22 protein-coding genes are annotated in these 25,826 nt (G+C 71.6%); 10 read left to right on the top strand and 12 right to left on the bottom strand.

Annotated elements, in window-relative coordinates; all coding sequences use genetic code 11:
• Positions 1–39: 39 nt before the first annotated feature.
• Positions 40–435, top strand: coding sequence for a metallopeptidase family protein (locus tag ABGB12_RS25150; RefSeq protein WP_347681906.1), 396 nt, complete (start codon positions 40–42; stop codon positions 433–435).
• On the opposite strand, the gene ABGB12_RS25155 is transcribed toward ABGB12_RS25150, so the two are convergent.
• From ABGB12_RS25155 to ABGB12_RS25170, 4 genes are all read right to left on the bottom strand, one after another.
• Complete coding sequence (locus tag ABGB12_RS25155; protein WP_347681907.1) at positions 432–2,186, bottom strand: DUF5719 family protein; 1,755 nt, start codon at positions 2,184–2,186, stop codon at positions 432–434. The genes ABGB12_RS25150 and ABGB12_RS25155 overlap by 4 nt on opposite strands.
• On the bottom strand, positions 2,183–5,362 hold the full coding sequence (locus tag ABGB12_RS25160; protein WP_347681908.1) for a glycosyltransferase family 2 protein: 3,180 nt from the start codon (positions 5,360–5,362) through the stop codon (positions 2,183–2,185). Before ABGB12_RS25160 ends, ABGB12_RS25155 begins: the two co-directional genes overlap by 4 nt.
• 92 nt (positions 5,363–5,454) lie before the next feature.
• On the bottom strand, positions 5,455–5,721 hold the full coding sequence (locus tag ABGB12_RS25165) for a WhiB family transcriptional regulator (RefSeq protein ID WP_347681909.1): 267 nt from the start codon (positions 5,719–5,721) through the stop codon (positions 5,455–5,457).
• 193 nt (positions 5,722–5,914) lie between these two features.
• Positions 5,915–6,811 carry a hypothetical protein gene (locus tag ABGB12_RS25170; protein WP_347681910.1) on the bottom strand — a complete coding sequence of 299 codons (897 nt, stop codon included), beginning with the start codon at positions 6,809–6,811 and terminating at the stop codon, positions 5,915–5,917.
• Between the two features lie 140 nt (positions 6,812–6,951).
• Between ABGB12_RS25170 and cofD the strand changes: the two genes are divergently transcribed.
• Together cofD and ABGB12_RS25180 are read left to right on the top strand one after the other, a co-directional pair.
• Positions 6,952–7,899, top strand: a complete 948-nt coding sequence (gene cofD / locus ABGB12_RS25175) for a 2-phospho-L-lactate transferase (protein ID WP_347681911.1) — start codon at positions 6,952–6,954, stop codon at positions 7,897–7,899.
• Entirely contained in the window at positions 7,896–9,164 is a 1,269-nt protein-coding gene (locus ABGB12_RS25180; protein ID WP_347681912.1) for a coenzyme F420-0:L-glutamate ligase, read from the top strand. The genes cofD and ABGB12_RS25180 overlap by 4 nt, the downstream gene beginning before the upstream one ends.
• Here the strand turns inward: ABGB12_RS25180 and ABGB12_RS25185 are convergent.
• Positions 9,148–9,798: a helix-turn-helix domain-containing protein gene (locus ABGB12_RS25185; RefSeq protein ID WP_347681913.1), complete on the bottom strand. Its 651-nt coding sequence runs from the start codon at positions 9,796–9,798 to the stop codon at positions 9,148–9,150. The two genes, ABGB12_RS25180 and ABGB12_RS25185, sit on opposite strands and share 17 nt — an antisense overlap.
• A 37-nt stretch (positions 9,799–9,835) precedes the next feature.
• Between ABGB12_RS25185 and ABGB12_RS25190 the strand changes: the two genes are divergently transcribed.
• Positions 9,836–10,162: a rhodanese-like domain-containing protein gene (locus ABGB12_RS25190; protein ID WP_347681914.1), complete on the top strand. Its 327-nt coding sequence runs from the start codon at positions 9,836–9,838 to the stop codon at positions 10,160–10,162.
• Between the two features lie 120 nt (positions 10,163–10,282).
• Positions 10,283–11,722 carry an ATP-binding protein gene (locus ABGB12_RS25195; protein WP_347681915.1) on the top strand — a complete coding sequence of 480 codons (1,440 nt, stop codon included), beginning with the start codon at positions 10,283–10,285 and terminating at the stop codon, positions 11,720–11,722.
• A 151-nt stretch (positions 11,723–11,873) separates the two neighbouring features.
• On the opposite strand, the gene ABGB12_RS25200 is transcribed toward ABGB12_RS25195, so the two are convergent.
• From ABGB12_RS25200 to ABGB12_RS25215, 4 genes are all read right to left on the bottom strand, one after another.
• Positions 11,874–12,164 carry a hypothetical protein gene (locus ABGB12_RS25200; protein ID WP_347681916.1) on the bottom strand — a complete coding sequence of 97 codons (291 nt, stop codon included), beginning with the start codon at positions 12,162–12,164 and terminating at the stop codon, positions 11,874–11,876.
• 128 nt (positions 12,165–12,292) lie between these two features.
• On the bottom strand, positions 12,293–14,836 hold the full coding sequence (locus tag ABGB12_RS25205; RefSeq protein WP_347681917.1) for a bifunctional FO biosynthesis protein CofGH: 2,544 nt from the start codon (positions 14,834–14,836) through the stop codon (positions 12,293–12,295).
• 126 nt (positions 14,837–14,962) lie between these two features.
• Positions 14,963–15,397, bottom strand: a complete 435-nt coding sequence (locus ABGB12_RS25210; RefSeq protein WP_347681918.1) for a GNAT family N-acetyltransferase — start codon at positions 15,395–15,397, stop codon at positions 14,963–14,965.
• A gap of 8 nt (positions 15,398–15,405) precedes the next feature.
• Complete coding sequence (locus tag ABGB12_RS25215; protein ID WP_347681919.1) at positions 15,406–16,473, bottom strand: NDP-sugar synthase; 1,068 nt, start codon at positions 16,471–16,473, stop codon at positions 15,406–15,408.
• 98 nt (positions 16,474–16,571) lie between these two features.
• Here ABGB12_RS25215 and ABGB12_RS25220 point away from each other — a divergent pair, with 98 nt between their 5' ends.
• Positions 16,572–17,513: a lysylphosphatidylglycerol synthase transmembrane domain-containing protein gene (locus tag ABGB12_RS25220; protein ID WP_347681920.1), complete on the top strand. Its 942-nt coding sequence runs from the start codon at positions 16,572–16,574 to the stop codon at positions 17,511–17,513.
• The gene (gene trxA, locus ABGB12_RS25225; protein ID WP_347681921.1) at positions 17,510–17,833 is read left to right on the top strand and encodes a thioredoxin; all 324 of its coding nucleotides are present in this window, start codon (positions 17,510–17,512) and stop codon (positions 17,831–17,833) included. The genes ABGB12_RS25220 and trxA overlap by 4 nt, the downstream gene beginning before the upstream one ends.
• Here trxA and ABGB12_RS25230 read toward each other — a convergent pair.
• Complete coding sequence (locus ABGB12_RS25230; RefSeq protein WP_347681922.1) at positions 17,814–18,884, bottom strand: glycosyltransferase family 4 protein; 1,071 nt, start codon at positions 18,882–18,884, stop codon at positions 17,814–17,816. The genes trxA and ABGB12_RS25230 overlap by 20 nt on opposite strands.
• On the bottom strand, positions 18,881–19,768 hold the full coding sequence (locus ABGB12_RS25235; RefSeq protein WP_347681923.1) for a glycosyltransferase family 2 protein: 888 nt from the start codon (positions 19,766–19,768) through the stop codon (positions 18,881–18,883). Before ABGB12_RS25235 ends, ABGB12_RS25230 begins: the two co-directional genes overlap by 4 nt.
• 153 nt (positions 19,769–19,921) lie before the next feature.
• On the opposite strand from ABGB12_RS25235, the gene ABGB12_RS25240 reads away from it, so the two are divergent.
• A complete protein-coding gene (locus tag ABGB12_RS25240; protein WP_347681924.1) occupies positions 19,922–21,433 on the top strand; it encodes an LCP family protein in 1,512 nt (503 codons plus the stop codon).
• A gap of 4 nt (positions 21,434–21,437) precedes the next feature.
• On the opposite strand, the gene ABGB12_RS25245 is transcribed toward ABGB12_RS25240, so the two are convergent.
• Positions 21,438–23,474: a hypothetical protein gene (locus ABGB12_RS25245; protein WP_347681925.1), complete on the bottom strand. Its 2,037-nt coding sequence runs from the start codon at positions 23,472–23,474 to the stop codon at positions 21,438–21,440.
• A 78-nt stretch (positions 23,475–23,552) separates the two neighbouring features.
• Between ABGB12_RS25245 and ABGB12_RS25250 the strand changes: the two genes are divergently transcribed.
• A complete protein-coding gene (locus ABGB12_RS25250; RefSeq protein WP_347681926.1) occupies positions 23,553–24,305 on the top strand; it encodes a TIGR03089 family protein in 753 nt (250 codons plus the stop codon).
• Between the two features lie 17 nt (positions 24,306–24,322).
• A complete protein-coding gene (locus ABGB12_RS25255; protein WP_347681927.1) occupies positions 24,323–25,750 on the top strand; it encodes an LCP family protein in 1,428 nt (475 codons plus the stop codon).
• Positions 25,751–25,826 lie beyond the last annotated feature (76 nt).

Genomic DNA, 25,826 nt, shown 5'->3' on the forward strand with positions numbered 1-25,826 from the left:
CGTCCCCCCGCCCTCCGCACGGACACATAGACTCTTCGGATGAGCCGAGCCAAGCGTCGCGACCGGCACGGCCGGGGGCTGCGAGGCCCGCTGGCTCCGCCGGAGGTGCCCATCTCGCTCACCCGTTCGGAGAAGTTCGACGACCTGGTGCGCGAGGAGGTCCAGCGGATCATCGCCCCCTGGACCGAGCGGCTGGCGGGAGTGGAGTTCGCGGTCGAGGACGTCCCCTCGCCCGGCCCCGAGGAGGCCAGGGTCCCGCTGAGCACCACCCGCACGGTCAACGGCGTCCCGCGGGTCGTGGTCTTCCGCCGCCCGGTGGAGAGCCGGGCCTCCTCCGGGCGGGACGAGCGCGAACTGGTCAGGCTGGTCCACGAGGTGCTGGTCGAGGAGGTCTCGGCCCTGCTCGGCATGCCGCCCGAGGACATCGAGCCCTAAGAGCCCGGGTCGGAGACCACCGCGGTCAGGGAGCCGCCGACGGCCGGGAGCCTGATGCGCTCCGGGGCCGGGCCCAGCGCCAGCAGGGTGGCCGTCCGGAACCGGCCCGACTTCACGATGAGGAACCTCGCCCCGTACACCGGCCCCGAACCCGGCAGGGGCTCGATCCGCACCGCCTCCGCGGCCACCGGGACCTCGACCGTCCGGCCCGCCTCCAGCCGGACCTCCTGAGGCGCCTCGGCCCCCGCCGTCCCCAGGGGCGTGACCCGGACCCTCGCGGCGCCCTCCGGAGCCGTCAGCAGCAGCGTGGACCCCTTCCTCGCGTCCGCCACGGTGGCGCCCGGCCCCAGCGGCTCGGCGGCGGCGCCGTAGCTCACGTCGTCCCCGCCCGCCTGGAGGCCCGCGACGAGCTCCCGCCCCGAGGTGAGCACGACCGCGGCGGCCCGCCCGCCCAGCGACGTCTCCAGGTCCAGCGCGATGACGGTGTCGGCGGGGACGTCCAGCGTGTCCTGGCCCTCGGGCGCGAACACCCCGTCCTCGGTGATCACCTTGATCTTCACGCGGGCGTCGGCGTCGCCAGGCGCGCCCACGTAGAGGGTGCGGCGCCCGCCGCCCGCCGGAACGCCCGGCAGCACGAGCTCGCGGGACGGCCCGGCCGTCGCGGGCACCCAGTCCACGCCCCGGCCGCCCAGGCTCGTCCGCACCGCGGCCGCCACCCGGCCCCCGGTGGCCGTCACCCGGAGCGCGATCACTCCCGTCCCGGCGGCGATGACGCCCAGCCCCTCGGGGCTGCGCCCGATCTTCACCACCCGGCTCGCCTGGCCCGGCACCTCCAGGGACTTGCCGTCCGTGGTGGTCAGCGAGCCCTCGTCGGAGATCGCGTGGACGTCCACCGTCGCGGGGACCTCGTCGGCGTTGGTCAGGTGCAGGTCGACGGTGCCCTCGCCGGGACCGGGGGTGACGAACCAGTGGTCGGTGCCCGGCTCGGCGCAGCGCGTCCCGGACAGGGAGCGCTTGTCCTGGGTCGTCTGGAAGGCGGTGAGCCCCTCGGCGCGCGCGCCCGTGGCGTCGACGACCAGGGGACCCTTGCGCTTGGCCGTCTGGGCCGGGGTGCTCGCCCAGGCCGTGCCGGGGCCGTCGAGGGTCGTCACGGTCTTGCCCAGCGGGTCGCGCACGACCGCCTTCCCTGCGCCCTCGCCGGTGGAGGCCACGGCCACCCGCGCCTTGGCCGCGTCCGGGCAGACCGCCAGCGCCTCCTCCACAGGGACGACCGCGCCTCGGTGCGCGGGCGCGGGACCGGGCCGGGAGATCCCGGTCACCCCGTAGAGCGCGGCCGCCGCCAGCAGGATCAGCGCGGCCGTCCCGTACCGGTGGGCGGCGAACCTCCCGAAGGCCTGAAGCGCCCCGCCGAGCGCCGGTTCCTTCCGCTGCGCGGCCCTGCGCCCGCGGCGGCCGGGCGCGGGCTCCGCCGGCTCCGGGAAAGGACCGCCGGAGGGCTCCGCGGACGGCTCACTGAAGAGGGCGGAGGACCCGGCCTCCGGGAAAGGGCCGCTGGAAGGCTCGGCGGACGGCTCGCCGAAGAGGGTGGAGGACCTGGTCTCCGGCGGGGCGGGGAAGGCCCGCGCCCACGCGCCGGTCTCGGCGGACGGCGTCGCGTAGGGGCCGGTGAGAGGGCCCTCGACGGGCTCGGCGGACGGCCTCGGCGGCGGCAGCGGCCTGCCGAACTCGATGTCGCGCTGATCTTCGTTCATGCCGGGAGCTCCGCGGGTTCGGTCGTGCCGGAGGGCGTCTCGGGCCGCGGCTCCGCCGCCCTTCTCCTGCCCGGCCCGCGCCAGGGCCGGTCCCCGCGTTTGACGGGCAGCTCGCCGCCGGGCAGCGCCAGCACCACCACCAGCAGGAACGCCACGCCCTGGACGACGATCCACTTCGGCCAGAGGGGGTCCTCGCGCTCCAGCGTGAAGGTTCCGCCGCCCGCCGGGACCTTCCAGGAGGCGGCCCAGCCGTCCGCGGTCCCCGCTTCGGCGGCGACCCCGTCGAACCGGGCGTTCCAGCCGCCCGCGGGCTCGGCCAGCAGGAGCTCGCGGCCCTCTTCGCCGGCCGGGATCCGCGCCTTCGCGGCGACCTCCCCGGACTCCAGCGGGGTGATCTCCGCGCCGTCCACCAGCATCAGCCGCCCGCCGGGCTCCGACAGCCGCCACACCGCGAAGTCCGCGCCCCGGCTCAGCCGCACCAGTTGCGGGACCGCGTCGAGCACGGCCAGCAGAGGCTCCTGCCTTTCCGGCCCGCGGACCACCAGGTGGTGCACGCCCATCCGCGCCAGCCCGTCCGCGCCCTGGCCCGCGGCCAGCTGGGCGACCAGGACGTCGAGGCGCTCCCTCGCCGCGTCGGAGGGTTGCGGCTCCTCCTCGCCCGCCCGCGGGGACGCGCCTCGCAGCAGCGTGTAGCCGACACCGCCGTCCTGCCTGAGGCCCAGGACGAGCGTGCGCGCCCGGGTCCCGTCGGCGGCGGCGGAGACGAACGCCGGCAGCGGGCCGCCCTCCACCTCGCCGATCGGGCCGCGCACTCCGGAGCCGATCCAGGCGACCCCCGCCAGCACGGGCGTGCTCACCGCGACCAGCACCGAGCAGACCCCGCCGACGCGGTAGATCCAGTCCCGGCCCGACCACAGCTCCACGGCCCGCTGCAACGCCGCGCCCGCGGTGAGGACGAGTCCCCCGGCCGCGATCGCCAACGGGACGCCGGGCCAGGCCGGGGCGCCCTCCCCCGCCGCCTCCTCGACGGTGACCGCCGAGACCACGACCGCGGTGAGGAAACCGAGGAGGATGAGGGCCCAGCCGCCCAGCACCGCGGTGCGGCGGGAGCGCAGCGGCAGCGCGGCGACGGCCAGCGCCAGCAGCCCCGCGGTCGCCCAGCCCAGGTCGGTGCCGGGGCCGCCGGGGTCGAGGGTGAGGATGGACGACGCGGACAGGTTCCGGTCGACCAGCTCCGGCCGGTGCAGCCCGGCCTCCAGCAGGAACCGGGAGGGATGCAGCACCAGCCCGATCGTCGTCGGCAGGAGCAGCAGCGGCGGGACCGCCAGCGCGATCGCCACGTCGCCGGGCCGGGCCGTGCCCGGCCACCACAGCGCCAGGCAGCCCAGGACCGCCACCATCAGCCAGGTCAGCGGCACGAACGCCATCGCGACCGTCAGCAGCAGGGCCAGCGCCCAGGCCGCGCGCCTGGCATGCCGGGCGTCCACCCGGCCCTCCGGCAGCCGCAGCACCCGGGCGCCCGCCAGGCCGATCAGCGGCAGCAGCACGTACACCACGCAGGTGCCGAACCTGCCGCTCGCGATCGCCCCGCCGGCCACGGGCAGCAGCGCGTAGGCGATCGCGGCCCAGGCGCGGATCGCGCTCGCCGGGATTCTGCGGCGGCCGATGAGCCTGGCCGCGCGGCGCCCGACCGGCAGCCCCGCCGGCACCAGCCGCTTGGCCGCCAGGTAGGCCGTGAGCCCGGACAGCGGCACGCAGCCCAGCAGCAGGCCGGTGACCACCAGCGAGGGGTGGCCGAACGTGAGTGCCGACAGGCCGGACAGGACCGCCGTCCACGGCGGGGAGGCGTCGGCCGAGCCGAGCCCGGACGGGTGCCAGCCGGAGGTGTAGGACTCCCACAGCTCGCCCGCGCTCTGCGTGATCGGGACGAGCGCCCCGCCGCCCAGCCGCCCTCCGGCCGCCAGCAGCGAGCGTTCGGCCAGGAACGCCACCGCGGACAGCACGAGCAGGACCACCGCGCTGGGATGGGCCAGGATCCGGCGGACGGTGCCCAGGCCCAGGCCCCGGTCCGGCGGCGGCTCCTCTTCCTCGCTCAGGTCCAGGCCGTACTCGGTGGGGGCGATCAGCGACGCGGCCTTGTCGGCCAGCCTGCGCAGGGTGACCAGGTGCGGCTGGAACCTGCGGACCGCGCGGTAGACCCTGGCCCGGCCCTGCGCCCGCGCCGCGCGCAGGGCCCGCAGCCTTCCCGGGCTGCCGACCACGTCCCTGACCGCGTCGAGCTCGTCGCGCATCGCCATCGGCTTCTTGGCGACCAGCAGCCCGATCACCCGGACCAGGGAGCCGAACATCAGCCTGGCGAAGGTCACCAGGGCCGGGCGCAGCGGCTGGTTGGCCAGCAGCACGTACATCGCGTTGCGGCGGTCCAGCCTGCGGTGGGAGACGGGCTGCTCGCGCAGGCCGCGTGCGGAGGCCTCGGCGTGGAAGACCACGGCGTCGCTGGTGGCCACCACCCGGTGGCCCGCGGCGTGCACCCGCCACCCGAAGTCGACGTCGTCGCGGAACAGGCCGAACTCCGGGTCGAGGCCGCCGGTCTGCGCCCAGACGTCGCGGCGGACCAGCATCCCGGCGGTGCTGACGGCCAGCACGTCGGGAACGCCGTCGTGCTGGCCCTGGTCGAACTCGTCGCGGTCCACGCCGGTCTCACGCCTGCCCTGGCCGTCCAGGGTGATGCCGACCTCCAGCAGCAGCCGCCGGTCCTCCCAGTCGCGCAGCTTGGGGCCGATGAGCCCGATGTGCGGGTCGGCGTCGGCCTCGGCGAGCAGGCGCTCCAGGGCGCGGGGGGCGGGCGCGCAGTCGTCGTGCAGGATCCAGATCCACTCGACGGGGGCGGCCGTGCCGTCCGTGTCGACCGGGATGTTCGCGGCGGGCTGCTCCAGCGCGCGGGCGACGGCGGCGGCGAACGGGACGTCGCGGCCGAGGGTGAGCAGGTTGCCGGGGCCCACGACGCCGCCGATGACGGCCGGGCCCTTGTCGGTGCTGCCGGTGTCGACCACGACGAGCCGCTGGATCCGGCGGGTCTGGGTGAGCAGCGCCTTCAGCGTCTCGGGCAGCCACCGGGCCCCGTCGTGGGCCACGAGCACGGCGGTGACCACATGCCGGTCGAGGTTGAGCGCCACGGGTTACTCGCAGAGGGGGCGGGGAGAGAAAGGTCAGCCGCGCGGGGGGTCCGCGCGGCTGACCACTTTACTCACAAGTACACAGGGGGCCTCTAGACGGCTGCGCGCTTCAGTTTGCGCCGCTCCCGTTCCGACAGACCACCCCAGATACCGAATCGCTCGTCATGTTGGAGCGCGTACTCCAGACATTCCGCACGCACCTCGCACGCCCGGCACACCTTCTTGGCCTCACGGGTCGAGCCGCCCTTCTCCGGAAAGAACGCCTCCGGATCCGTCTGAGCGCACAGGGCGCGCTCCTGCCAACCCAACTCTTCGCCGTCATCTGTGCCGTGCGCCAGCGGGACCACGACCTCGCCCATGCGCACCTCCTAGCCGCCCCCGTGGAGCCCCCGGACAACCGCCTCCCCCGAGAGTGATCGGCCACGGGGAATGACGTCAGAACTACACACGAGAAATTACACGTGTGTAGTCCCTTGCGCGTCAAGCGCTCCAGGAGTAAAGCGGGATGGACCGGGGCCTTACCTGACGAAAACAGGGGCCTGTGGAAGGGGATTATTGCGGTCCTTGATCGCCGCGATACCAGTTCTGGTCGTTCTGCTGGGGCTGGGAGGACTGCTCCTCGCCGAACTGGCGGGTCCACTGGCCCTGGTCGGGCTGCTGCGGCTGCTGCGGCTGCCCGTACTGCGGCTGGGACGGCTGGCCGTACTGCGGCTGGCCGTAGTCGGGCTGGGCCTGCGGGGGCTGGCCGTAGTCCGGCTGGGCCTGCGGGGGCTGGCCGTAGTCCGGCTGGGCCTGCGGCTGGCCGTACTGCTGCGGGTACTGCTGGCCGTACTGCTGCTGAGCCTGCGGAGGCTGGCCGTAGTCCGGCTGGGCCTGCGGCTGGCCGTACTGCTGGTAGCCGCCGTCCTGCTGCGGGTACTGCTGGCCGTACTGCTGCTGGCCGTACTGGTCCGGGGCACCGTACTGCGGCGGCTGCCCGTACACCTGGCCGCCCACCCCCGGCACCGCCGCCGGGCGGGCCGGCTGCATCGACTGGAAGTTGAGGAAGGCGAAGTAGGCCGCCGCTCCGCACACGACCAGCTTGCTCACGCCCCAGAAGAACATCGCGGCCTTGTCCGCGCCGCCTCCGACGTCGGCCACCAGGCCCGCCAGCAGCGCGAGCAGCCCGAACAGCAGCCCCACCCCGACGATGCCCAGGGCGGCCGTCACCACGTTGCGCGCCTGCGGGGTCGCCTGGCCCAGCGTGACCAAGATCACCGAACCCGCCACGGCGAGCGCCATGGTGAGGTTGGTGAACAGTCCGTAGCCGGCCGCCTCGCTGTAGGCGTTGAACGTGAATCCGCCGGAGGAGAAGAGGTTGAGGAGGCCTGCCAGCAATTGCAGACCGACGGCCCCGAGCAGGGCGAAAGCAGCTGGTTCACGCAGCTTCTGCAGCGCTTCGGTGTTCACGGGGGGAATCACTCCATGCGGGGGATCGCGGTCTGGCCGGGGCGGGAAGGCTACCGTTTGTCGACGACAGCTTCGCACATCACCTCCCTCAGCGTCAGGCGCCAGTAGATCATCACAGCGGAGATGGAAGACTTGCCGGTGTGAGAATCGTGGTTCTGGCCGGCGGGATCGGCGGGGCGCGCTTTCTGCGCGGCCTCAAGGCGGCGGCGCCGGACGCCGAAGTGACGGTCGTCGGCAACACCGGCGACGACATCTACCTGTTCGGGCTGAAGGTATGTCCCGATCTGGACACCGTGATGTACACCCTGGGCGGGGGCATCAACGAGGAGCAGGGCTGGGGGCGCCGCGACGAGACCTTCGTCGTCAAGGAGGAGCTCGCCGCCTACGGCATGGAACCCACCTGGTTCGGCCTCGGCGACCGCGACTTCGCCACCCACATCGTCCGCACCCAGATGCTCGACGCCGGGTACCCGCTCTCCCAGGTGACCGAGGCGTTGTGCGACCGCTGGAAGCCCGGCGTCCGGCTGCTGCCGATGACCGACCAGCGCGTCGAGACGCACGTCGTGATCGAGGACGAGGGCGGCAGGCGGGCCATCCACTTCCAGGAGTGGTGGGTCAGGCTGCGGGCGTCCCTGCCCGCGCTGGCCATCACCCCCGTCGGAGCCGACGAGGCCAAGCCCGCCCCGGGCGTCCTCAAGGCCATGGAGGAAGCCGACTTCGTGCTGTTCCCGCCGTCGAACCCGGTGGTCAGCATCGGGACGATCCTCTCCGTCCCCGGGATCAAGGACGCGCTGAAGGCCAAGACCGTCGTGGGGGTCTCCCCCATCATCGGCGGTGCGCCCGTCCGGGGCATGGCCGACGCCTGCCTCACCGCGATCGGCGTGGAGACGTCCGCCGCCGGGGTCGCCTCCTTCTACGGGCCCGAGCTGGTGAACGGATGGCTGGTCGCGCCGGAGGACGCCCCGCACTTCGTCTCCCCCGGGCTCGAGCCGATGACCGTCCGGGCGCACCCGCTGCTGATGTCCGACCCCGAGGCCACCCGCGCCCTGGCGCGGGCCGCCGTGGACCTGGCCCTGGAGCTCGCGTGATCGAGATCATCCCCGTTCCCGGGCTGCCCGAGGTCCGCCCCGGCGACGACCTGGCGGCCCTGATCACCGCGGCCGCCCCCGGGCTGCGCGACGGCGACGTGTTCGTGGTCACCTCCAAGATCGTCAGCAAGGCCGAGGGCCGGATCCTGCAGGCCGACGACCGGGAGAAGGCCATCGACGCCGAGACCGTGCGCGTCGTCGCCCGCAAGGGCGGGACCCGCATCGTCGAGACCCGCCAGGGCCTGGTCATGGCCGCCGCCGGGGTCGACGCCTCCAACACCGAGCCGGGCACCGTCCTGCTCCTGCCCGAGGACCCCGACGCCTCCGCCTCGGCGCTGCGCGCGGCCCTGCCCGTCCGGGCCGGCGTCATCCTCTCCGACACCTTCGGGCGGCCCTGGCGCTCCGGCCAGACCGACATCGCCATCGGCGCCTCCGGCGTCCTGCCCGTCGACGACTTCCGGGGCCGCACCGACGCCTACGGCAACCTCCTGGAGGCCACCGTCACCGCGGTGGCCGACGAGATCGCCGCCGCCGCCGAACTGGTGAAGGGCAAGCTCGACGGCGTCCCCGTCGCGATCGTCCGGGGCCTGTCCCACCTGGTCGTCGACACCGACGGGCCCGGCGCCCGCGCCCTCGTCCGCGCCCCGCAGGAGGACCTGTTCCGCTGGGGTTCCGCCGAGGTCGTCCACGCCCGCCGCACCATCCGCGAGTTCACCGACGAGCCCGTCGACGGCGAGGCCGTGCGCCGAGCCGTCGCCGCCGCGATCACGGCCCCCGCCCCCCACCACACCACCCCGTGGCGCTTCGTCCTCCTGGAGACCGAGGAGATCCGCGCTCGCCTCCTGGACGCCATGCGCGACGCCTGGCGCGCCGACCTGGAACGCGACGGCTTCACCGAAGAATCCATCACCAAGCGCCTGAGGCGGGGCGACGTCCTGCGCCGCGCGCCCTACCTGGTCATCCCCTGCCTGGTCACCACGGCCGGCGCCCACACCTACCCCGACGAGCGCCGCGCCGCCGCCGAACGCGAGATGTTCCTCGTCTCCACCGGCGCCGCCGTCCAGAACCTCCTGATCGCCCTCACGGTCGAGAACCTGGGCTCCTGCTGGGTCTCCAGCACCATGTTCTGCCGCGACACCGTCCGCGAGGTCCTGGATCTCCCCTCCGACTGGGACCCCATGGGCACCGTCGGCGTGGGCCACCCCGCCGCCCCGCCCCGAGACCGCGCCCCCCGCACCCCGGACGCCTTCATAGAGGTCCGCTGACCTCGGCCCCCGGGCCGGGGCGCGTCACCTGTTCCACGAGGCGGCGCATCCCCGCCCTCATGCGCTCCTCCCCCAGTTCGGGGAGGAGCGCCGAGACGTGCTCGGCGGCCAGCGGGGCGAGGAGCGCGTGGGCCGCCTGGTCGGGGTCCGGAGCGCCCTGCAGCAGGATCGCCGTGTGGCGGTGCCAGAACCGGTAGGCCCCGATGCGGTAGCGGGCGCCGGGGGCCGCGGTCTCCGACATGCGGATCAGATCCAGGCATTCCATGAGGTAGTCGAAGTACGCGTCGACGAACGCGGCCAGCCGCCCGGCGGGCGGTGCGCCCGGCCCGAGCGGCGGCGGCCCGGACAGTACCGCCTCCTGCAGCACGCGTTCCCTGGCGTCCAGCAGCGCCGCGGCCAGACCCGCCTTGTCACCGAACCGCCGGAACAGTGTGCCCTTGCCCACGCCCGCCTCGGCCGCCACCTGGTCCATCGACACGGCCTCCACACCGTGCTCGGCGAACAGCCTCGCCGCGGCCTCCAGCACGGCCGCCCTGTTGCGCGCCGCGTCCGCGCGTTCCTTGGGCGGCGGAGTGCGCAGCAGTTCCAGAGGTGTTGCATAAGCGGACTGCGGTCCGTTAATGTCATGAGCCACAAGCGGACTATAGTCCGATTCCCTTGGAGGAGACCACATGACATCCCTCATCACCCGCGACGAGCTGAAGGCGGCGATCGACGCGGGCTCCGTCACCGTCCTCGACACCCTCGGCGGCGAGTACTACGCGGCCCAGCACCTCCCCGGCGCCCTCCCCCTGGCCCCCGCCGACGTCGACGCCCAGGCGCCCGCCCTCCTGCCCGACCTCGCCGCCCCGATCGTCACCTACTGCTCCAACCCCCAGTGCGCCAACAGCACCCAGGTCGCCGCCCGCCTCACCGCCCTCGGCTACACGAACGTCCGCAAGTACCGCGAGGGCATCCAGGACTGGCTCGAAGCCGACCTCCCCACCGAATCCTCCTGACACGGCGAGCCCGCAACGCTCCCGTCCCGAAAACCCCGTTCCCTCACGCGAGTCCCCCTGGGCTACGAAGCTCTTAGAAGTACAGTTCTTAGGACTGTACTTCTAAGAGGTGAGGCAAGAGTGATCAAGCCGGATCATGTCTTCGACAGGGACTTCGAGTGGCGGCATCTGGCCGCCTTCGCGACCCGCTCCGCGAACCGGCCTCAGCTCGGAGTCGTCAGCGGACGACGCCGCATGGGCAAGACCTTCCTCCTGGAAGGTCTTGCCCGGGCGACCGGCGGGTTCTACTTCAGCGCCACCGAAGCCACCGAGACGGAGTCCCTGTCGCTGTTCGCGGACGCCCTGTCCGGCTACCTGGACTCACCGGTGCCTCTGCGCTTCGAGAGCTGGGACGAGGCGGTGACGCTCCTGTTCAAGGTCGCGCCCGAACACCCGGGCCCGATCGTGCTCGACGAGTTCCCCTACCTCAGCAAGGTCTCCCCCGCCCTCCCGTCGATCCTGCAACGGGAGATCGACCGGGGCGTGTCCCAAGGCACCCCGATCAAACTGCTGCTCTGCGGTTCCCCCATGTCCGTCATGGGCGGCCTGCTGGCCGGAACGGCACCCCTGCGCGGCCGCGCCAACCTCGAACTCGTCGTCCGCCCCTTCGACTACCGGATGGCCGCGAGGTTCTGGAACGTCGACGACCCCGCCCTCGCCGTCCGACTGCACTCCGTGGTCGGCGGAACACCCGCCTACCGCCGCTTCGTCAACGACGACTCCCCCAACGGCCTGGACGACTTCGACGACTGGGTCCTCCGCACCGTCCTGGACCCCGGCACACCTCTGTTCCGCGAAGCCCGCTACCTGCTGGACGAGGAGACCGAAGCCCGGGACCCCGGCCTGTTCCACTCCGTGCTCTCAGCCGTGGCCCACGGACGGGCCTCCCGTGGCGGCATCGCCGACTACATAGGCCGCAAGAGCACCGACATCAGTCACCCTCTCACCGTTCTGGAAGACTGCGGCCTCCTCCGGCGCGACCCGGACCTGTTCCATGCCGGCAGATCCCACTACCGTGTGGCCGAGCCCCTGATCACCTTCTACCAGGTGGTCATGCGCCCCCAATGGGGCCTGTTGGAAAGCGGCAGGGCGAGCCTCGTCTGGAACGCCGCCAAGGCGAGATTCGCCTCCCAGGTGGCAGGTCCCCACTTCGAAGACCTCTGCCGCCGGTTCGCCACCACGGACGAAGCCGCCGAACTCTTCGGCGACCTCCCCGCGGAAGTCGGCTCCGGCGTCCTCACCGACCAGGCGAACCGCAACAAGATGGAACTGGACGTCGTGGTCCTCGCCCAGCCCGACCCCGGCCGTCCCCGCCGGGTCCTCGCCCTGGGCGAGGCCAAGTGGGGAAAGACCATGGGCCCCGCCGACGCCGCCCGCCTCTCCCGCGCCCGCGAACTCCTGGCCGCCCGCGGCTACGACACCGCCGACACGAGGCTCCTCTGCTTCAGCGCCACCGGTTTCACCCGCGACTTCTCCTCCGCCTCCGCCCTCGCCCTGAGCCTCCCCGACCTCTACGCCTGACCACCCGAGAAGAAAGGAACGGCGTAGACCGAGGAAGATGGACCACCGATGTCAGGTTTCCCGGTCCAGAAGGTGACGGTCGTGGTCGTCCGGGCCGGGGAGGAGATGACGACTGCAGGTATCGGTGCTCAGCGGAGTGTCGGGCGTGCCGTCACGTTTCCTCCTCCCAGTCGCCGACACCGCCGAGGGCTTCGATCCGTTCAGGGGACAGACCCGTCAGCATCGCGACGCTCGCGGTGAGGGAACCGTCCAGCACCTTCATCGACTCGATCATTCCTCGGCGGATCTCCTCGCGCCGCTGCTCCAGGTACGCCCTGGTCGCCTCGGCGACGAAATCCTTCTTCGTCATTCCCAGAAAGTGAGCGGCCTGGGAGATCAGTTCATCCGTCGCGGGATCGATCTTCAGCGGCGCCTGCCTCTTGGGAGCGGTGTTCACGCTCATCACCCACCTCTTGTCATCAGAGTACCTAAGTACCTCACGGCAACTCATGGCGTTCCACAAAAAGCAGCCCGGCCGGTGAGCCCGTCGCTTGACGGGCTCACCGGCCGGGGAAGATCGGCTTCTGTTTCTTACTTGACGGCCAGGGGCAGGAAGTGGCCTACGCCGTCGGTCTTGCGGGCCGCTTCGACGCGTTCGGCGGTGGGGCGGCCGTAGGTGGTGGTGCGCTGGACGGCGGGGCGGCCGGCGCGGGCGGCGAGCTCCTCCAGAGAGGAGATCGTCTTGAAGCTGCCGTTGTCGGAGCCGGCCATGCGGGAGATGGTCTCCTCCATCAGGGTGCCGCCCAGGTCGTTGACGCCGCCCTTGAGGACCTCGGTGCACAGGTCTTCCGACAGCTTCACCCAGGACGTCTGGATGTTGGGGATGGCGCCGTGCAGCAGGATGCGGGCCAGGGCGTGGACGGCCCGGTTCTCGCGGACGGTCGGCCCGGGGCGGGCCAGGCCCGCCAGGTAGATCGGGGCGTTGTGGTGGACGAACGGGAGCAGCACGAACTCCGTGAAGCCGCCCGTCCGCTCCTGGATGGAGCGCAGCAGCTTCAGGTGGCCCACCCAGTGGGCGGGGGTGTCGACGTGGCCGTACATCATCGTCGACGTCGTCGGGATGCCCACCTCGTGGGCCGTGGTCACCACGTCCACCCACGCCGACGTCGGGAGCTTGCCCTTCGTCAGGACCCAGCGGACGTCGTCGTCGAGGATCTCGGCGGCGGTGCCGGGCAGGGAGTCGACGCCCGCCTCCTTCGCGGCGGTCAGCCATTCCTTCAACGACAGGCCCGTGCGGGACACGCCGTTGATGACCTCCATCGGGCTGTAGGAGTGCAGGTGGATCTCCGGGGCGCGCTTCTTCACCTCGCGGGCGAGGTCGAAGTAGGCGGTGCCGGGCAGATCCGGGTGGATGCCGCCCTGCATGCAGATCTCGGTGGCGCCGGCCTCCCAGGCCTGCTCCACGCGGTCGCCGACCTGGGAGAGGGAGAGGCTGTAGGCGTCGGCGTCGGTGCGGCGCTGGGCGAACGCGCAGAAGCGGCAGCCCGTGTAGCAGACGTTGGTGAAGTTGATGTTCCGCGTGACGATGTACGTGACGTCGTCGCCGACGGCTTCCTTCCTCAGGTCGTCGGCCAGGCCGGCCAGCGCCTCCAGTTCGGGGCCTTCGGCGTGCAGGAGGGCCAGGGCGTGCTCGTCGGACAGGCCGCCGGGGTTCTGCTCGGCGGCGGCGAGCGCGGCCTTCACGTCGGCGTCGAAGCGCTGGGGCGCGTTGACGCGTTCGCGCAGCGCGTCCCAGTCGCCGTAGACCTCGTCGAAGTCGTCGCGGCGGTCTGACGTGCGGCCCTCGGTGTCGATGGCGACGTGCAGGTCGGTGCGGCCCTCGGAGACGAAACCGCCGTCGGGTTCCTGCCAGGTGCGTCCTTCGAGGACGGCGTCCTCCTTGGCCAGGCCGTTCTCGTCGGCCAGGGCGCGGACGTGCGCGAACAGCCTCGGGTCCAGCCAGGGCTCGCCCTTGCGGACGTACTCGGGGTAGATCGTGAGCCGTTCCCGCAGCTGGAAGCCGGACTCGGCGGTCCGCGAGGCCAGTTCGTCGATCTGCGGCCAGGGGCGTTCGGGGTTGACGTGGTCGGGTGTCAGCGGCGAGACCCCGCCCCAGTCGTCGATGCCCGCGCGGAGCATCAGCGCGTACTCGGAGTCCACCAGGTTCGGCGGGGCCTGGATGCGGGCCTTGGGCCCCAGCACGAGCCGGGCCACGGCGATGGTCGCCGCCAGTTCCGACAGCTCCGCGTCGGGGGTGCCCCGCATCGCGGTGTCGGGCTTGGCGCGGAAGTTCTGGACGATGACCTCCTGGATCGCCCCGTACTCGCGCATGGTCCGCCGGATGGCGAACAACGCGTCGGCGCGCTCCTCGACTGTCTCGCCGATGCCGATGAGGATCCCGGTGGTGAACGGGACGTTGCAGCGCCCGGCGTCCTCCAGCACCCGCAGCCGGACGGCGGGGTCCTTGTCGGGCGAGCCGTAGTGGGGGCCGCCCTTCTCGCTGAACAGCCGGGTCGCGGTGGTCTCCAGCATCATGCCCATGGACGGCGCGACGGGCTTGAGCCGCTGGAAGTCGCGCCAGGTCAGCACGCCGGGGTTGAGGTGGGGCAGCAGGCCCGTCTCCTCCAGGACCCGGACGGCCATGGCCCGAACGTAGGAGAGCGTGTCGTCGTAGCCCTGCTCGTCGAGCCACTCGCGGGCCTGGTGCCAGCGGTCCTCGGGCCGGTCCCCGAGGGTGAAGAGCGCTTCCTTGCAGCCGAGGGCGGCGCCCTGCCGCGCGATCTCCAGCACCTCGTCGGGGCTGAGGAAGGGGGCCGGGAGCCTGTTCGGCGCGGTGGCGAAAGTACAGTAGCCGCAGCGGTCCCGGCAGAGCCTGGTCAGCGGGAGGAACACCTTGCGGCTGTAGGTGATCACTCCGGGGCGGCCCGCGGCGTCGAGGCCGGCGTCGCGCGTCCGCGAGGCGTAGGTCAGCAGTTCGTCGAGCTGAGGGCCTCTGGCGTGCAGCAGGATCGTTGCCTCGGCCTGGTCCAGGGTCTTGCCGTCTCGGGCCCGTGCGAGCGCTCGCCGCAGCCCCGATTCACTCACAGCGCTCTCCATAGGGCGCACTCTATGCCAAGCGTCATAATGGCAACAGGGCAGCACCCCTGTATGAGACAAAGACCTACTTGTCCGAAAAATTCCGCTCGCCCCGGGAAAGTCTTCCGCGGCCGTTCCGCCAGGCCCTCACGCGCCCAGTTCCTTGACCAGCGTGTAGTCCACGGCCCCCGGCGGGTGCCCGGGCACCTCTCCCGCGATCCGATAGCCCTGCCGCTGGTAGAAGCCCGGCGCCTGGAAACTCCAGGTCTCCACCCTCGAACCGACGCAGCCGCGGGCCGCGGCCAGCTCCTCCGCCCGCGCCAGCAGCCGCGAGCCCAGCCCCCGGCCCTGCTCGCGGACCCACAGCAGCTCCACGTGCAGCCAGCCGACCCAGGTGCGGCCCACCAGCCCGCCGGCCAGGCGGCCGCCGTCCAGCGCGTAGACCTGCAGCGGTTCCTCCTCGCCGTACCGCTCCACGGCCGCGCGCAACTCGGGAGACCTCCGCCGGTTCTCCCGCCTCAGCTCCGCCAGGACGAGGTCCGCCAGCTCGCCGTCGACCTCGTCCGAGAAGGTGAACCCCATCCGCGCCCCTACACGTCGCTGGAGAAGCGCACCGCTGTGGGCGGGAGCTCGATGCCCGGCCACAGGCGCAGGCCGTCGCCCAGCTCGTTGCCGGGGCCGACGACGGCCCCGTCGCCCAGGATCGCCCCGTCCAGCATCGCGCCGGACGCGACCCGCGCGCCCCGGCCGAGCACGGAGTTGCGCACCCACGCGCCCTTGGCGACGACCGCCTCGTCGAACAGGACGCTGCCCGAGACCGTCGAACCCGCCTCGATCGTGGCGTCGGCGCCGACGACGGTGCCCGCGGTCACCACCGCGCGCGGCGAGACGTTCGCGCCCTCCAGCGCCAGCACCGGCCCGGTCGGTCCCGGCAGCGCCGGGGAGTCCAGCCTGCCCAGCACCAGGTCGCACGAGCCCCGGACGAACGCCGACGGCGTCCCCACGTCCAGCCAGTACTGCGGGTCCACGAAGCCCATGACGGTCTGCCCGGACGCGATCAGCGCGGGGAAGGTCTCGCGCTCCACCGACACGACCTCGTTGAACGGGATCGTGTCGATCACCGACCGGCGGAAGACGTACGAGCCGGCGTTGATCCGGTTGGTCACCGGGTTGTTGGTCTTCTCCAGGAAGGCGGTGACCCGCCCGCTCTCGTCGGTCGGCACGCAGCCGAACCGCGACGGGTCGTCCACCTCGCTGAGGTGCAGCGTGACCGCGGCGTCGGCCTTGAGGTGCATCGCCACCTGGTCGGGGATCGAGTGGCCCGACAGGATGTCGCCGTTGAGGACCAGGACCGGCTCGTCGCCGTCGCTGCGCAGCGCCTGCGAGGCGTTGCGGATCGCCCCGCCGGTGCCCAGCGGCCGTGGCTCGTCCACGTAGACCAGCTCGACCCCGTACGCCTCGTCTCCGAAGGCGGCCTCGAACATCTCCGCCCGGTAGGAGGTGGCGAAGACGATCCGCGTTATGCCCGCCGCGCCGGCCCGGGCCAGCTGGTGGGCCAGGAAGGGCACTCCCGCGGTGGGCAGCAGCGGCTTGGGAGTGGAGATCGTCAGAGGCCGCAGTCTCGTACCCCTGCCACCGACCAAGAGAATCGCTTCCACGCCTCACCCTTCCGGACGCATACCTGTGTCAACGTTCGTCAATGTGCACTGACAGATCACAGAGCCTACTTGGCCCCCCGCCCGCGTAGTCTGTCCCGGTGACCTCACGCTGGCCCCGGCTCCTTTTCGTGCTCGTCGCACTGGGATTCTGCGCGTACGGCGTGACGACACAGTGGGACGGTTTCGCCGACGCGCTCTCGCGGTTGTCGCTCCCCCTGCTCGGCGGGGCGCTGCTGGCGGGCATGGCGGGGCTGGGCTGCTGGATGCTGGGCTGGCGGTCGCTGCTGGCCGGGTTCGGCGCCCCTCTGCCCGTGCCGGCCACCACCAGGATCATGTTCCTCGGCCAGCTCGGCAAGTACGTCCCCGGCTCGGTGTGGGCGCTTCTGGGACAGGTGGAGCTCGCCCGGCCGTACGGGGTGGCCCGGGTCGCGTCGGGCAGTGCGACGCTTCTGGCGATGGCGACGACGGTCGCGACGGGCTGCGTCACCGCGGCCCTCGCCCTCCCGCTGACTTCTCAGGACGCCGCCCGCGACTACTGGTGGGCGCTGGCGCTCGCCCCCGTGATGCTGGCCTGCCTGCACCCCCGGATCGTCACCTGGGCGCTGAACCTCGTCCTGCGGCTGGTCCGGAGGCCGCCCCTGGACGGCACGATGGGACTGGCCCGGATGGGCGTGGCGGTCCTGTGGACGCTGCTGGGCTGGGTCTTCTTCGGCCTGCACACCTGGCTGCTGCTGCCGTCCGGCTCCCCTGTGCTGGCCTGCGGCGCCTACGCCCTGGCCTATGTGGTCGGTTTCCTCGTCATCTTCGCGCCCGGCGGGCTGGGGGCGCGGGAGGCGGCGCTGGTGCTGGCGCTGTCGCCCGTGCTGTCCTCGGCCGAGGCGCTGCTCGTCGCGCTGGCGTCGCGGGCCGTGCTCACCGTGGCCGATCTCCTGTGGGCGGGAATCGGAAATCTCTCGAAACCTCCGCCAGGTGGGAATGAAACGCACGTCGAGCGCCTTGTGCCCGACGACGATCACCACCCCCTGGAGGAGTCTCCGTGAGCGCACCCTTCCCCGTGACCGACGCGACCTTCGAGGAGGAGGTCCTCAAGTCCGACCTGCCGGTCCTGGTGGACTTCTGGGCCACCTGGTGCGGTCCCTGCCGGATGATCGCCCCGGTCCTCGACCAGATCGCCGCCGAGTACGAGGGCCGGCTGCGGATCGCCAAGATGGACCTCGACGAGAACCCGGAGACCGTCCGGGCCTACGGGATCATGGGCGCACCCACCCTCAACCTCTACAAGAACGGCGAGGTCGTCACCCAGATCGTCGGCGCCAAGCCCAAGCGCGCCCTGCTCCAGGTCATAGACCCGCACCTGTGAGCGCCAGCAGGTAGGCGTCCCACACCGGGCCGTGGTCGGGTCTGCGCACCTGAGCGCGGAAACGCTCCGGCTCCCGGTAGAAGCGGACGATCGCCTCGCGGAGCGACACGACGTCGCCGGGGTCGGCCAGCAGGCCGTCCACTCCCTCGCGGAGCTGGGACGGGAAGCCGCCGACCCTGGTGGCGATCACCGGGACGCCGTGCTCGAAGGCCATCAGGACGTTCTGCGACGCGGTCGCCGAACGGTAGGGCAGGACCAGGGCGTCGCAGGCGGCGAACAGCCCTCCGATCCGCTCGGCGGGGACATAACCGGGGAGCAGCTCCACCCGCTCCCGCAGACCGAGCTCCGCGACCAGGGCGCGGGTGTCGTCCAGGCCGCCCCAGAACTCCCCCGCCACGGTCAGGCCGACGCCGTCGGGCAGCGCGCGGAGCAGGACGTCCAGGCCCTTGTAGGGGCGGACGATCCCGAAGAACAGCAGCCGTCCCCGCGCCCCGGAGCCGACGGGCTCCTCCGCCGGCCGGGTGGCCGGGAGATGCGCGGGCAGATCGGCGACCGAGACCGGGGCCGTGCCCAGGAGGCGGGCCAGCTCCTCCTGTTGCGGGGAGTGCACGAGCGCCCCGTCCACACGCCTGAGCAGCGCCCGCATCAGCGGGCGGTCGTACGGCTTCGGCTCGTGCGGCAGGACGTTGTGGCACAGCGCGACGGTCCTCGCCGCGCCTCCGATCCCGCGCAGCAGCCCCAGGTAGGCCGGCACCTGGACGGACGACAGCACCGCGAACACCACGAGGTCATAGGAGCGCAGCCTGCGCCCCACCCGGAGCCAGCCGTCCGGGCGGCGCCACGACAGCTCCCGCCGTGTGCCCGGGAACACCTCGCCCTCGGGCACGTCGATCGTCTGCTGCCCCGGATAGAGGAACCCCGGGTACTGCGCCTTCCACGACTCCAGCGCCACCTCGTGCCCCGCGGCCCGCAGCCGGTGCGCCAGCTCCGTCGTGTGCTGCGCCCCGCCCCCCTTGTAGGGGAAGGCGGGACCGACCAGCGCGATCCTCACTCGTCGCCCCGCGACCGCACGATGAGGTCCGCCAGCAGTGCCAGGGACGCGATGAGCAGCCCGCTCATGAACATCAGCATCGTGTTGTTGGAGAAGTAGAGGATGTTGTGCACGAACTGGTCGACGACGCCCTTCGCCACGGCCAGGCCCAGCAGCCACAGGGCCAGCGGCATCAGCACCTTGAGCGGGTTGAAGTACATGACCATCCGCAGCACCTGCAGGATGTAGCGGTAGGCGTCCTTGGTGAAGTGGAACTTCGACTTCCCGGCCCGCTTGAAGTAGTCGATCGGCAGGTACATCACCGGGTGCTGGTTGCACAGGAACGCCAGCGTGATCGTGGTGACGCAGGAGAAGCCGGGGGGCAGCAGCCGCAGGTAGGGCCGGGCGACGTCCTTGCGGAACGCCCGCAGCCCCGAGTTCAGGTCGGGGATCTTCGAGCCGGACAGCCGCTCGGCGATCTTGCGGATCGCCCACTTGGCCGGCACCCGCAGGAACTTGTGGCTGCCCTCCTCGGTGCGCCTGGCCCCGACGACCTGGTCGACGGAGGGGTCGGTGTCCAGGATCTGCACCAGTTCGGGGATTCGCTCGTTCGGGTAGGTCATGTCCGCGTCGGTCCACACCACGACGTCGCCGCGCGCCTGCTGGCTGCCGATCCGGCGGATCGTCCCCGAGCCGCTGTTGTGGCGGAAGGCGATGACCCTGAGGTTCGGGTAGAGCGGCTCGGCGTCGCGGAGGCGCTGCAGCGTCCCGTCCGTGGAGCAGTCGTCGTAGGCCAGCAGTTCATAGGTCATGCCGCTGGCGTCCATCGCCTTGGCGATGCGCTCGACCTCGTCGATCACATGATCCTGCTCGTTGTAGCAGGGCAGGACTATGGTGACGTGCACAGACGGCTGCTCGGGACTCACATCGGCCAAGGGTAGCGGCCCCTTCCGGGCGCGGTGCGATTCCCCGCACACCAGACGCGATGATTAGGACAAGCCGCGTGACTTACGCAATACTGCTGCGAACCTTGGCGCACTCAGGGAGATCACGGGGCTATGCGCGGTGGAGTCGACTACGGCTTGGAATATCTGGAACAGCCCGAGATCACAGGCCATGAGATCCCGGTGGTCCGCGGCTCCGGGTGGAAGATCGCCCAGTGGGTCTCGATCGCGCTGGCCTCGGTGCTGGTGCTGGGCAGCCTGACCGCCTACGGCTTCTACTACAAGCTGGTCGCGGGCAACATCGAGCAGCTCGACGACAAGCACGGCAACCTCGCCAAAGACGAGGACCGGCCCGACAAGCTCAACAGCTCGGTGAACATCCTCGTCATGGGCTCCGACACCCGGGCCGGGAACAACTCCAAGTACGGCAGGACCGACGGGGAACGCTCCGACACCACGATCCTGCTGCACATCTCGGCGGGCGGCGAGAAGGCGATCGGCATCAGCTTCCCCCGCGACTCCTGGGTGAAGCTCCCCCAGTGCAAGACCTCCTCCGGCCAGGTCATCGCGGCCGGAGAGGGAATGATCAACTCCGCGTTCGCCAACGGCGGCCCGTACTGCACCTGGAACACCATCGAGACCCTCACCCAGATCCGCATCGACCACTTCGTGAAGGTCGACTTCAGCGGGTTCAAGGGCATCGTGAACGCGCTCGGCGGCGTCGAGGTCTGCTCGCCCAAGGCCTTCACCGACCCCAAGGCCAAACTCGTCATCCCCAAGGCCGGACGCCAGACCCTCAACGGCGAGCAGGCCCTGGGCTGGGTCCGCACCCGCTACTCCCTGGGCGACGGCTCCGACCTCGGCCGCATCCAGCGCCAGCAGCAGTTCATGAGCGCCGTCGTCCAGAAGGCCACCAGCAAGGGCGTCATGACCGACCCGGCGAAGCTGCTGAAATTCATCAACGCCGCCACCAAGTCCCTGAAGACCGACAAGGGGTTCAACTCCACCGAGATCCTCGCCCTCGCGAACAAGGTCAAGGGCATCGACACCAAGGGCATCAAGTTCGTCACGGTGCCCTGGTACTACCCGACGCCCGCGGAGGTCGCCGCCAAGCCCAGCCTGAGCGGACGGGTCCTGTGGAAGGAGGAGGAGGCCCAGCAGCTGTTCGCCTCGATCCGCAGGGACAACACCCTCCCCAAGGCGGAGAAGCCCACGGACGCGGCGAAGACCCAGCCCGTCAGCACCACGACGAAGAAGGTCGACCCCTCCACCATCACGGTGAAGGTCTACAACGGCACCAACCAGCAGGGCCTCGCCGGGCGCGCCGTCACCGACCTGACCGCCAAGAAGTACCTGGCCTCCCTCGGCTCCACCGGCGTCTACAAGAACGGCGCCCTGGAGAAGACCACCATCGCCTACGGCCCCGGCGGCGAGGACGCCGCCGCCCAGCTGGCCAAGCTGGTGCCCGGGGTGACCCCGGAGGCCGCGGCCAACGGTCAGGCCGGCGTCGTCTACCTCTACCTCGGCGCCGACTACACCGGCCTCGGCGGGAACGGCACCACCTCGATCCCGAAGGTCGACGGCGAGATCAAGGCCAGCGACAACATCTGCAAGAAGACCGCCTGAGCGCTCAGCCCCGCGGCGCGTACTCGGCCAGCCAGACCTCGATCCGCAGCGGCCAGGTGTGCTTGGGCCGGTCCCGCAGGGCGTGGCCGTCCTGGCGGGTCCTGAGCTCCACCGCCTGACGGCCCTGGCCGTAGGGGGCGACGTCCGAGGCGGTCGCGCCGAGGATCACCGGACGGCGGCCCGCCTTGACGACGCGCTCCGCGACGCGCTGCACGTCCTGGACGCTCGCGCCGTCCACGCGCGCCGTCGGCAGGCCGCACATGTTCCGGACGACCGGTGAGAAGCGGTCGGCCGTCACCCGTTCGACGATGAGCACGGTCGCGCCCTGCTTCAGCGCCCCGCACAGCCTGTCGACGGCTCTGAGCTCGCCCTGGTCGACCGGCTTGAAGACCAGGCCGGCCGAGGACGCCCCGATCGGGACGAGCAGCGCCAGCGTCCCGGCGAACGCCAGGGCGAAGGTCGCGGCCCGCCCGTAGCCGAGCCTGCGGAACCGGCGGGTGGCCCAGGCCAGCGTCCACACCGCCAGGATCAGCACGCCGGGGATCACCACGGCGACCAGCCGCCGCGACGCCCAGGGATGGTCGGGGGTGATGCCGGGCCGCAGCAGGGTCGCGACGGTCGTCAGCGCGATGATCGAGAACGGCAGCACCCAGGCGGGCGACTCCCGGCGCAGCAGCCGCCGGACCAGGATCGCCGCGCCGAACGTGGCGAGGATGAGCACGGGCAGCCCGACGTACCAGACGACCCAGTGCAGGGCCAGTTCGGTGTACTGCCGTGCGCCGTCCACGGGCAGCCCGGTGCTGCGCTGGATGTGCTCGATGTATCCGGAGTTGAAGGCGTCCTCGTCGTTCGACGGGACCCGCCGCACCGTCTGGACGTACGGCCGTACCGCGAAGGCGAGCATCAGCAGCACGGTGAGGACGGCCGCGGCGTCGGGCAGCCTTCCCCGCGCCACCCGGTCGCCCGCCCGGTGGAACCATCCGGGGCGGAGCCGCCACGCCAGGACCATGACGAGCGTGCCCGCGACCGCCAGGGCGGCCAGCAGGAGCAGCGGCCTGAGCGACCCGCCTATGTAGTCCAGGTAGGGCCGCGACAGCAGAAAGCCCTCACCCAGCCCCGCGGCCACGCCGACCGCCAGCCCGGCCGCCAGCGGGATCCCGGTGGGCCGCCGCCGGGCGAACAGCACCCCCGCGAAGATCACGACCGGCAGCACGTCCCGCAGCCCGTCGATGCGCACCAGGACCACCAGGCCGAGGCAGAGCCCGGCCAGGAACGCGCGGAAGCGCCCCTCCTTCAGGTCCCGCACGTCGTGCATGAGGCACAGCCCGCCCAGCAGCAGCACCAGGGCGGCGGTCTCGCTGTAGGTGGAGCGGGAGACGAACATCAGCGGCCAGCACAACGCGAAGGCCAGCGCCCCGACCGGCGCCCACAGCGGGCCGACCAGCCGGGCGGTGAGCCCGCCGAACGACAGCACCGCGCCCGCGCCCAGCAGCGGCGCCATCGCCAGCAGCACCGGCGTCCCGCCGATCCAGCCGCCCAGCGCCAGCAGCAGCGGCAGCCCGGCCAGGAACTGCGGGACGATCTCGCCGCCGGACTCGTAGAAGCCGGGGCTTTCGAACCGCAGTATCGGGTCGTCGCCGCCGAAGGCCCACGACGACGGGGAGATCGGCAGGCTTCCGTGCGCGTTCAGCCAGGCCGCGAACTGCGCGTAGGTCGCCGGGTCCCGCCGCACGATGATCTGCTCGGAGTTGTACTTCAGCTGCAGCAGCAGGAAGGCCAGGCTCACCAGGAGCACCCCGGTCGCCGGCCACCATGTCAGGTACCGGCCGGGCGCGGGCGGCGCGGGCGCGCGCGTCGCGCCCCGGCACCCGACGGTCACCACCAGCGCGGCGACGGGGACGAACAAGGCCAGCGCGGGCCCGATCGTGTAGGACCCCGCCAGCAGCAGAGGCAGGCTGACCAGCAGCCACGCGACGACGAGCAGGGCGGGCGCGAGGGAGAGCCGCGCCAGCAGGAGGGACGGCACCGCTGGTCTGTTCATACGGTTCAGCAGGCTATCGGTCGATCATGGCAAGAGCATGAAACCTCTGCGGAGGGGATGGCTCGGTAGCCTCCCTCCATGGAGTTGACGCGTGCGGCGGCGCAGAGGCCGCTGGTGACCTTCTATGACGACGCGATCGGGGAGCGGCTGGAGTTCTCCCGCCGGACCTTCGACAACTGGGTCGCCAAGACGAGCAATCTGCTGGTGGAGGGCTTGGACGTCCAGCCCGGCGGGACCGTCGTGCTCGATCTTCCGGTGCACTGGCAGACGGCCGTCCTCCTGTTCGCGGCGTGGAACACCGGCCAGGGGGTGGTGATCGGCCCCCGAGCGGAACTGGGCTCGGCGGCGGGCGAGGGGATCTGGGTCACCGACACGCCGGAACACGCCCCCAAGTGGGCGGACGAGGTGCTCGGCCTGTCCCTGGACGCGTTCGGCGCCCCGCTCCAGGACGCTCCCGCCTGGGTCACCGACTACGCGGTCGAGATCCGGTCCTACGGGGACCGTTTCACCGCGCACACGCCGGCCTCCCCGGCCGAGACGGTACTAAGTGTGAGCAACGCCACACTCACCAGGGCCCAGCTGGACCGCGTAACCCAGGAATTCGTGGAAGAGCACGAACTGACGGCCCATGACCGCACTCTCAGCGTGATGGAGTACACCACCTCCGCCACACTGGTCGCCGGGCTCTTGGCCCCCCTCCGCGCCGGTGGATCGGTCATACTTTGTCGCAACCTCGATGATGATCTGATCCGACGGCGGATCGAAACGGAGCATGTGACTGCGACAGCCGGACTGGAAGCGCCGTACGCCCCCGTACGACGACTCCTCTGACCTAACCTCGTGGAGCGATGAACAGCCCCCTCTATCTCGACTATGTCGACGAGACGCAGCGGACCGAGCCCCGGGGCCCGGAGGGCGAGAGCCTCTCCCGGAACTGGAAGGTGCTCGGCTGGACATCGGTCGCGCTCGCCGGAGCACTGGTCGTCGGCAGCATCTCCGCCTACGGCTACGCGCGCTACCTCGACAGCGGCATCTCGCGGGTCCCCGTGGACAAGGGCCTCCTCACGCAGGTGCCCAAGCTCAACGAAGCGGTCAACATCCTGCTGCTGGGCTCCGACAGCCGCAAAGACGGCAACGCCAAGTACGGCCGCAGCCTGGTCGGACAGGAGCCTCGAGCCGACACCACGATCCTGCTCCACCTGTCCCCTGGCGGCAGGCAGGCCATCGGCATCAGCTTCCCGCGCGACCTCATGGTCGACGTCCCCGCGTGCACCAAGGGGGACGGCTCCAAGTCCCTTCCGCAGACCACGATGATCAACTCCGCGTTCGGCACCGGCGGCATGATGTGCACCTGGAATACCGTCCAGCGCCTCACCAACATCCACATCGATCACGCGGTGGTCGTGGACTTCAACGGTTTCAAGGGCGTGGTCAACGCGGTCGGCGGCGTCGAGATCTGCCTGCAGGAGGACGTCGACGACTCCAAGAGCGGGCTGAAGCTCAAGAGGGGCAAGCACACCGTCAAGGGCGAGCAGGCCCTGGCCTACGTGCGCGCCCGGTACGGCTTCAAGGACGGCTCGGACCTCAACCGGGTCAAGCGCCAGCAGCAGTTCCTCGGCTCGCTGGCCAAGAAGGCGCTGAGCCGGGACGTGCTGAGCAACCCGGCGACGCTGAACGCGCTGCTGCGCTCGCTCACCAAGACCGTCACCGTGGACGAGAACTTCACCCTCAACAAGATGACCGACCTCGCCTCCAAGCTCAAGGGCCTCACCCCGAGCAAGGTCAAGTTCATCACGGTCCCCTACACCGCCTACGCCCCCGACCCCAACCGGGTCGCCCTGCGCCAGCCGGACGCCGACGAGTTCTTCTCCCAGATCGCCAACGACACCGAGATCGAGGACCCGACCAAGAAGAAGGTCACGAACGTCCCGGCCGCACAGATCCAGGTGCGGGTGCTCAACGGCAGCGGGATCGGGGGCGCCGCCGCCCGGGTCGGCGAGGCGCTCACCGCCAAGGGCTACCAGGTGCTGTCGGTCGGCAACCCGCGCAAGAACCCGCCGTCCACCCAGATCCTCTACGGCGAGGGCGCCGAGGACGCCGCCACCACCCTGGCCACCCTCATCCCCGGCGCCAAGGTCGTGCCCTCGGCCAAGACCACCGCCGGGGTGGTCGACCTGGTCCTCGGCCCCGACTGGACCGGGAAGCTGAAGACCAGCCTGCCCAAGAAGCTGGACGGCGAGGTCAAGGCCACCGACAACATCTGCAAGACCGCCTGAGGAGCGGGCGCCGCCCCACCGGCCGGAGGACGGTAGATTGCTCCGAGCGCCGTCCCCTACCGTCACGCCCCCCTTG

The sequence above is a fragment of the Actinocorallia sp. B10E7 genome (genome assembly GCF_039871655.1).
Classification (GTDB): Bacteria; Actinomycetota; Actinomycetes; order Streptosporangiales; family Streptosporangiaceae; genus Actinocorallia.

Excerpts from the sequence above, each read along its gene's own strand:
- ABGB12_RS25210 (WP_347681918.1), bottom strand. The coding sequence starts at position 15,397 with ATGGGGTTCACCTTCTCGGACGAGGTCGACGGCGAGCTGGCGGACCTC.
- ABGB12_RS25255 (WP_347681927.1), top strand. The coding sequence starts at position 24,323 with ATGAACAGCCCCCTCTATCTCGACTATGTCGACGAGACGCAGCGGACC.
- ABGB12_RS25190 (WP_347681914.1), top strand. The coding sequence starts at position 9,836 with ATGACATCCCTCATCACCCGCGACGAGCTGAAGGCGGCGATCGACGCG.
- ABGB12_RS25165 (WP_347681909.1), bottom strand. The coding sequence starts at position 5,721 with ATGGGCGAGGTCGTGGTCCCGCTGGCGCACGGCACAGATGACGGCGAA.
- ABGB12_RS25245 (WP_347681925.1), bottom strand. The coding sequence starts at position 23,474 with ATGAACAGACCAGCGGTGCCGTCCCTCCTGCTGGCGCGGCTCTCCCTC.
- ABGB12_RS25240 (WP_347681924.1), top strand. The coding sequence starts at position 19,922 with ATGCGCGGTGGAGTCGACTACGGCTTGGAATATCTGGAACAGCCCGAG.
- ABGB12_RS25200 (WP_347681916.1), bottom strand. The coding sequence starts at position 12,164 with ATGAGCGTGAACACCGCTCCCAAGAGGCAGGCGCCGCTGAAGATCGAT.
- ABGB12_RS25205 (WP_347681917.1), bottom strand. The coding sequence starts at position 14,836 with ATGGAGAGCGCTGTGAGTGAATCGGGGCTGCGGCGAGCGCTCGCACGG.
- ABGB12_RS25250 (WP_347681926.1), top strand. The coding sequence starts at position 23,553 with ATGGAGTTGACGCGTGCGGCGGCGCAGAGGCCGCTGGTGACCTTCTAT.
- ABGB12_RS25150 (WP_347681906.1), top strand. The coding sequence starts at position 40 with ATGAGCCGAGCCAAGCGTCGCGACCGGCACGGCCGGGGGCTGCGAGGC.
- ABGB12_RS25155 (WP_347681907.1), bottom strand. The coding sequence starts at position 2,186 with ATGAACGAAGATCAGCGCGACATCGAGTTCGGCAGGCCGCTGCCGCCG.